The 7,535-nt window shown below is 40.8% G+C and carries 9 protein-coding genes; 4 read left to right on the top strand and 5 right to left on the bottom strand.

The window, feature by feature from the left end:
- Nucleotides 1-10: 10 nt before the first annotated feature.
- Entirely contained in the window at nt 11-352 is a 342-nt protein-coding gene (locus V7K44_RS33250; protein ID WP_442940704.1) for a hypothetical protein, read from the bottom strand.
- Nucleotides 353-370: 18 nt separating this feature from the next.
- Entirely contained in the window at nt 371-715 is a 345-nt protein-coding gene (locus tag V7K44_RS19965) for a hypothetical protein (RefSeq protein WP_334933629.1), read from the bottom strand.
- A gap of 344 nt (nt 716-1,059) precedes the next feature.
- Here V7K44_RS19965 and V7K44_RS19960 point away from each other — a divergent pair, with 344 nt between their 5' ends.
- Both V7K44_RS19960 and V7K44_RS19955 read left to right on the top strand, forming a co-directional pair.
- The gene (locus V7K44_RS19960) at nt 1,060-1,740 is read left to right on the top strand and encodes a HEAT repeat domain-containing protein (protein ID WP_334933628.1); all 681 of its coding nucleotides are present in this window, start codon (nt 1,060-1,062) and stop codon (nt 1,738-1,740) included.
- 75 nt (nt 1,741-1,815) lie between these two features.
- Entirely contained in the window at nt 1,816-2,382 is a 567-nt protein-coding gene (locus tag V7K44_RS19955) for a phycobiliprotein lyase (protein WP_334933627.1), read from the top strand.
- A 232-nt stretch (nt 2,383-2,614) separates the two neighbouring features.
- Here V7K44_RS19955 and V7K44_RS19950 read toward each other — a convergent pair whose 3' ends face one another.
- A complete protein-coding gene (locus V7K44_RS19950) occupies nt 2,615-3,118 on the bottom strand; it encodes a 2TM domain-containing protein (RefSeq protein WP_334933626.1) in 504 nt (167 codons plus the stop codon).
- Nucleotides 3,119-3,498: 380 nt separating this feature from the next.
- Here V7K44_RS19950 and V7K44_RS19945 point away from each other — a divergent pair, with 380 nt between their 5' ends.
- Nucleotides 3,499-4,215 (top strand): ROK family protein, encoded by a 717-nt coding sequence (locus V7K44_RS19945; protein WP_334933625.1) that lies wholly within the window; start codon nt 3,499-3,501, stop codon nt 4,213-4,215.
- Nucleotides 4,216-5,001: 786 nt separating this feature from the next.
- Nucleotides 5,002-5,556 carry a peptidoglycan-binding domain-containing protein gene (locus tag V7K44_RS19940; protein ID WP_334933624.1) on the top strand — a complete coding sequence of 185 codons (555 nt, stop codon included), beginning with the start codon at nt 5,002-5,004 and terminating at the stop codon, nt 5,554-5,556.
- Nucleotides 5,557-5,723: 167 nt separating this feature from the next.
- On the opposite strand, the gene V7K44_RS19935 is transcribed toward V7K44_RS19940, so the two are convergent.
- Nucleotides 5,724-6,380 carry a DUF4276 family protein gene (locus tag V7K44_RS19935; protein WP_334933623.1) on the bottom strand — a complete coding sequence of 219 codons (657 nt, stop codon included), beginning with the start codon at nt 6,378-6,380 and terminating at the stop codon, nt 5,724-5,726.
- A complete protein-coding gene (locus tag V7K44_RS19930; protein ID WP_334933622.1) occupies nt 6,377-7,471 on the bottom strand; it encodes an AAA family ATPase in 1,095 nt (364 codons plus the stop codon). Before V7K44_RS19930 ends, V7K44_RS19935 begins: the two co-directional genes overlap by 4 nt.
- Nucleotides 7,472-7,535 lie beyond the last annotated feature (64 nt).

The raw sequence follows: 7,535 nt of genomic DNA, 5'->3' as shown, positions 1-7,535 counted from the left end.
GCCATTGGTGTCAAGTTAAGGCAGAAGCCCAAATGTCAAGCGACCTTGCAGCGTTACGTCGATGTCGTTGGCGAACAGCTTTAACTAAGCCCATAGAACGCTGATGCTCGACTAACCAAGGAATTAGTTGTAGTTGTGGGTTTTGCAAGAGTGCGCGATTGAAAAAATATAAGCTGCGAAAGACCATTTCTAGCGAAATACGTTCTAAGGGCTGCTGCAAAGCTACAGCGACATCCGCAGATAAATCATTAAGGACAGCGTAGAAAATCCAAGTAGCATAAACTTGCATCTGCACACCATTAGTGCCGCCAACCCAGAGATAAGATAAACCCAATAACCGTTTTGTAGGCAAGCTCTCAAAGCGTTGAGATCACGCTTGACGACTCACTGACATTGCCTCTACCCACAATAATCCTTCGACTTCTAGGCAGCGCAGCACATCTGTTAAATAATGTATTTGTCGATATACTAAACTCAGTACTATTGCTGCCATCACAGGTAGGGTTAGTACGCGATCGCGCAAGCTCCGTTCTTTATCTTTTACCCCTTTGAGATTGGCAAATGTACCTGGAGTGACTAGCTCAATCAATCGTGATTCTATTTCCTCACTTGTTGGGGCAGGGGAAGTTACCCGATGTCGAAAGTCTGGATTTCCTTGTTTTTTGCGTGGCTTAGTCATGGCTATTCTCAACACCATTGTGTTCAGTTTAACCATTGAGTTTTACCCACTTGACAAAACTCTAATTTTCTTAACTTGACACCAATGGCATCCTGCCCGCCCGTAAATACAAGGGACGCTCATGTTGCCCATCCCACAAAAATAGTAAAATCATCCCGCAAATATGCAACCCCCAACAAAAAACTGGCTACTGAAGCTTTGAAGATTATCCCTTAATTACTGCTAAATTCAATATATAATCTCACGTAAGTAATATTTGTTTATTTTTAACTCATAATTGAGCCATTTTGTAAAGTCGCCAAACTCCTACTTCACTATGGCCACAGCCTGATGAACAGATCGGGTACATTAAGATAAGTAAACAAAACGCTTTGAACTAAATGGCAGCTCTAAGCTTACAAGAAATTTCTACTCAGTTAGAAAGTCCGAATTTACGCGATCGCATGGTAGCCCTAGCTAATCTGCGTCATGCTTCCCCTGAGGATGCAGTACCTTTGATTAAAAAGGTACTAGACGATGAATCTTTGCAACTGCGATCGATGGCAATATTTGCTCTGGGAATCAAGCCAACGCCAGAATGTTATTCTATTTTGGTAAAAATTCTCGAAAATGACCCCGATTATGGTATACGCGCTGATGCCGCTGGTGCTTTAGGATATTTGGGTGATGCCAGAGCTTTTGAGGTGCTTTCACGGGCATTTTATGAAGATACTGATTGGCTAGTGCGCTTTAGTGCAGCTGTTTCTTTAGGTAATATTAAAGATCCTCGTGCCCGTCAAATTCTTCTTCAGGCATTGGATAGCAAAGAAGTTGTGTTGCAACAAGCTGCAATCTCTGCACTGGGAGAAATTCAAGACATCGAGTCTGTAGATAAGATCCTGCGCTTTGCCGAATCAGATGATTGGTTAGTCAGGCAGCGTTTGGCAGAAGCCTTGGGAAATCTTCCCACTCCAAAAAGTGTCTCAGCTTTAAAATACCTGGAAAAAGACAATCATTTCAACGTTGCTGAGGCAGCCAGAATTGGCCTCAAGAAGCTTGAGGAAATAGGCAATCAAGCTTAATATTAAAGCCTCCTGTTACCTTTTAATAATAATTAAGTGGGAATTTTAGCATTTTGATGCAGGGTAATTTCATTCATGAATATTGAAGAGTTTTTTCAGTTAAGTACTGGTAAATGGTTTTCTCATCGTACTAGTCAACATTTGGCTTTTAACCAATCGGAACATAGCAAGTCAGATATCATCATTGAGGCGCTGGCATTAGATCATCCAGAAGCAGTCAAGCTGTGTCAAAATTACAACGTTAATCCTAGTTCTGCTTCCTGTGCTACCAAAATTACCTGGAACGGCACAATGGATAAGGATCAAGCAAAACATAGTGGTTCAACTGTGTTAGTTTCGGTACCTGATGCGGATAATCCGGCCCAGGGGAGGTTACTGCGAGAAATAGTTGATGCCAATAAAACTCCAGTTGCCGGACGCTATAAATTTGACAGTGATGGTGCTTTAATCCTAACTACAGAGGATGAAACCATCTTCTCAGAGGAACGCCTGTGGTTTGCTAGCCCTAATTTGCGAATGCGGGTAAATGTCCTCAAAAGTTTTGGTGGATTTAGTATCACTTCCTTCACTTCTGAGATTCGTATGGGTGGCTTTCCACCAGCCGAGAAGGCTTCTGAGGCGGCTAACTCAGTTTCTAGTTAGTTTGATTGTAAAATATTCCCCCCAGAAAGACTATGGTGTATACACATCTGTGTACAAACAAAGCCAAAATCCCCCTTAAAAAGGGGGACTTTAAGAGATTTTTGCCCCCTTTTTTAAGGGGAGTTGGGGGGATCAAAAGCCTATGAGGCAACTCTGGAAGACTTGTGTGTACACCGTAGCCGTTTCTAGGAGGAATTAAGTAGAGATGTGTTAGCGTCAGAGAAAGTTTTTGTTAAGCCTGTAATACCTTAAACCACTTATTCAAAACTGTGCTGATGGTTTTTTTAATCTGATGGTTACGACTCCACTTTTGGAATGCCATTTCATACTCTTCACCTTTGATTTGAAAGGTATTCCAGACATCAAGCGCTACAGGCAATCCGCAGAATAGTAAAATGTACAGCGACCAAGAAATTCCGCCACCTGTGATTAAATCAAGCAGTATCAAAAAGCCATTGAAAATAGCATATTTGCTTAGGCGTTTCTGAAATCTTCTGATGCGGTAGGCGTCAAAAGCTTTTCGCTGTTGAACTTGACCCTGTTGTAATACCCAATCGCGTTCTGCTAATTTTAAAGACTCAGGTGAAATTTCTAACTCAGCAGCAATTTCTAATATATGCTCATAAGAAAATTCTGTGTCTTTGTCATCTGCTTGACGAGCGATCGCTAAGTGCAGAATTTGTTGGACATCTTCTTGGCTATACGAGCGGATGCTTTGAGGTTCAAACGCCGTCATAATTCTTTCTCTTATATTACTTTTAATAGAAATTTGCTGCCCGATAGATTTTAAGCAGCTACGCCAGTACTATCTCTATTATTCTTAGATTAACAAATCTAGATGCTGTCCGGCATTGAATGTATGGGATTTTTAACTTTGGGTATAGGGTAAAGAGGCAGGGAGGCAGCACTTCTCTACGAGACGCTGCGCGAACGGCTACGCTCAGTGACCGAGGAGGAAAGGAGCAGAGGGGGAAAACTTACTGCAACTTCTCCTCCTCCCTTGCTCCCCCATCTGCCCACTCTCCACCAATCTAAAGACTCTCCAAACATCCAGATATTATCAAATGCAGCAGAGCATAATAACGAAATAACAAGCATTAACAAGGATGTAACTCAATGGTTGAAGAAAATGGATCGATTCGTACTCTATCAGTTGATATTGGCGGTAGTGGCGTTAAGGCTATGGTTTTGGATATTACGGGGCATCCTGTAACCGAAAGGGCGCGTTTAGATACACCCCAACCTGCGACGCCAGAGGTTGTAATTAATGCAATTGTAGTGTTAGCCGCCGCTCAAGGTGAATTTCATCGCGTTTCGGTCGGTTTTCCCGGTGTGGTGAGGTGTGGAGTCACGGAAACAGCGGTAAACTTACATCCAGATTGGATCGGATTTGATTTGGAAACAGCATTATTAAAACACTTAAACAAGCCTGTACGGGTGATTAATGATGCAGATATGCAGGGATTTGGTGCGATCAAAGGTTTAGGTGTTGAATTGGTGATTACTCTGGGTACGGGGTTTGGTTCGGCTTTATTTGTGGATGGTAAGCTGGTGCCAAATATGGAAATGGGGCATCATCCGTTTCGCAAAGGAGAGACTTTTGAGCAGCAGTTGGGGCGGGCAGAGTTAGAAAAAATTGGTGAGAAAAGATGGAATAGGCGTTTAGAAAAAGCGATCGCATCTTTGCAACATCTGTTTAATTATGACTACCTTTACATTGGCGGTGGTGAAGCTGTGAAAGTCAATTTCCAGCTACCGTTAAATGTCAAACTCATCCCCAATATCACTGGTTTATTAGGCGGTATTGCTTTGTGGCGAGATGAAAAAAGGTAAAAAGTTTTTCAATATCCACAACTGAGAGTACTAAGCGATACCTAAGAGCGGCCTACGCCTACACGCTTTTTGATTAAGGTGCATTCTTTCTCAAAGTTTCAAAATGATATAAAAATTAACACAGATTAGATAAGAGAATTGCACAAACATTATGTTCAGTGCCCCTGTGTAATTTTTTCATGTAGTATCTAAACTTTAACTCAAATTCCATACCGTGCAATAAGGTTGTGCGGTTTCATTCTTTTGAGGTTAAAGTGTGCGCTTTCCGAGAATAGATTCAAAGAGCGACATAAGTTGCAATACAGTTCAGAATGAGCAACAAAACCCTTATTGTAGAGACGCAATTTATCGCGTCTTCAAAAACCAATAATCCTTAACCCAAGCGTATTGACATAAGTTGTGATTGATAAAAAGTATTTGAAATTAAGAGCTTTTAATCAATAGTTAAAAAACTGACTCGATGAATTCAGTAGTATTGTTACTCGCAGTATAAACATGACAAAAACAACATCAGCATACCAAGCACGATCCAAATATAACTAAGTAAATTTGTTTAATGGCATTCCCAGGCGATCGTATAGTATGTTATTGTCTAAACCATTGATTTAGATAGTATGTCTGATAACTTGATGGCTTGATTAATATGGAATCGGAGGTGAGCAAATATGAACATGAAAATATTAGGTGAAAAAATTAGTACATGACTTTTTTATTTGGTCAGTATGTACTATCCCGGACAACAACTGTTGGTTAAAAGAAATATTGGTTGAAGTAAAATAAACTAAAATGACTGAAATTGGCCTGATGATGACGGGCGTGTTGACAATAAGACAAGCATCTGGGGCCAGTTTGCCACAGCAGCAATTATTTCAAATGGAAAATGACGTAAACCAATCAAAACAGAGTCAGTTAGAGATAGCTGCTAAAGTTACGCCACCTGAATTTATGCAGACAGATGAGATTTCCCAGGCTTCTCTCTCAGTGCTGAAACCAGAAAAAGAACACATACTTCAGAAAATTAGCAAAAAGAATCTGGGACTAGTTTCTTCTAACTTAGGTAAGCCTAAGAAGTCTTTTCAGTCTGGAGGTAAAGTCCGTACAAAGGCTACAGGAAGGTTCCAGAAGTTTAGTAGCCAACCTCTACCGACTCTTTATTTTGGTAGTTCTGGTATTGCTGTCAGAGCTTTACAACAGTTATTAGTGTCTAACGGTTATGGTGTGAGAGTAGATGGGATTTTTGGCGCACTAACAGAGACTGCTGTCAAAGCCTTTCAAAACCAGCGAAATTTAGGTGTAGATGGAGTGGTTGGTCAACGAACTTGGAGTGCGCTAACAATTTAGTTAGAAGTTAGGAGTTATGAAACTTCGTATTATTCATAATTCCTGATTCATTTATGGAAATCTAAGAAAAAATCACTTTTTTAAATTAGTAATAATGCTGAAAAGTTTCTAAAATATGGAGAACACAAGTAACATTTTTACTGTCTTTTGAAGGCAATATATTTTCTTTAGTCATTACTACTGCTCATCTTTTCAAGACGCGTTAACCATTGATTGAAATGCTGGCATTGCTGACGTATTGTATCCAACCCAATATCCATTGCAATCAAGGAGCCATGTAATGGCTTTTCATATCCAAGGCAACATCTAATAATTCGTTTGGATGGGGCTGTTGTCGGGCCTTCATTAATATGTTCAGGTGAAAGGAATAAATCACGCTCTGCCTGTAGACTATCTACTATACTTTGGTCAAACCATGCGAGAAAAGCTTGTGGATTGCTGTACAGGAGTCCCTCAAACTCATGAACCAGTAAATTGGCGAGAAAATTTTTGTGTTTAATGTCTGCGCTCATTTGCTGCTCAAGATATTCAGCTTTCTGAAATGGGTCATTCGTACTAGGCAGAGAACTGCTTCCTGGAAAATCATTTGGCAATCGATATAAATCAAACATCGTAGTGACGAACGCCGAATCATCTTCAAGGCATTTACGATTCAATTGCGGCTTGATCTTTGCATAGCTCACTACACCACCCTTATTTGTTGAGCTAGTTCGCACAAGAATGGGGTTGAGGTATATATCTTTTCGCTGAAGATGTTCGCAGAGTACTTCTTTTACAAAAGTTTCTTCCGTTTGTCCTTCTACAAAAACGTGTATTCGGATCATCGTGAAGGTCTCCCGCCAAGGACGTTCTTCTTCCACAGTTCTCCTAAGCTGTAGTCTTCAAGCCACTCGTGTAAATCATCCTCATTCAATCTTCGGAGTGATGATTTACCACGATCGCGATCCACAACAATTACATCTTCCGCGCTAAATTCATTGAGTAGTTCAACCGACTGAGTTGAAACAATAACTTGTTTTTCTTTTGCGGCGGAACGCATTAATGATGCAAGAACAGTAATTGCATACGGGTGAAGACCTAGCTCAGGTTCATCAACCAAAATGGTTTCGGGTTGAAGGGAAGTAGGTTGCAAAAAGACTGTAACCAGACAGATAAAACGAAGTGTTCCATCCGAAAGAAGATGAGCTTTAAACGGAATATCCTGACCTTGCTCGACCCATTCCAACTCGATCATCTCATTGTTTTGTGGAGAAGAACGTAGATATAAATCACCAAAGAAAGGGGCAACAAGTCGAATTGTTTTGACAATTCGCCGATAAGATTCGGAATAATTTTCACTTAACAAATATAGGAAAGCTGCAAGATTGCGTGCGTCAGAACGCAAGTAAGCATTATCATTAATTCTGTGTGGTTGCTTCACATAAGCGCTATCGCTTGTGTCATGAAAATGATAAACCCGCCACTGCCGCATGGTGGGCAATATGTACTTGTCAATTCCTGTCCCACTGCCCCGTAAAGCCTTACTCTCAAAATGACCACTACCGATTTCACGCTCACCGATCTTGTTCCACCAAAAAGACTCTTTGGAAAACATCAGACGGTTGTCTTGAGTTGGTTCAAGCGTAGCGAAGTACCCGTTGTTTCCAAAATAAAGCTTAATCTTTAGTTGCTCAGTTGTTTTACGGCCAAAATGCAAGATCGCATCGGGGCCACCCTGGCGGCTTACCAAAACTTGCAGATTCCTCTCAAGCATCTGCTGAACCATGCGAAAGAAGCCTATGAAGTTAGATTTACCTGCACCATTACATCCAATAAGTACGTTTAGTTTCAAAAGCTTAAGGTCACATTCAGCAATAGACTTAAAGCCCTTCAAAACAATTCTTGATAGTTGGCTGTCACTGGTCAGATCCCTCATGCAATGGTCTCCTGATTTTTAAGCTTTTGGGCTGCTTATTTCACAAATAGACCTTAATAGTAAT

Origin of the sequence: Nostoc sp., from assembly GCF_036917235.1 — a bacterium.
Taxonomy (GTDB): Bacteria; Cyanobacteriota; Cyanobacteriia; order Cyanobacteriales; family Nostocaceae; genus Nostoc.
The sequence above is the reverse complement of the archived record's forward strand: the minus strand, read 5'-3'. Positions and strand labels throughout refer to the sequence as shown.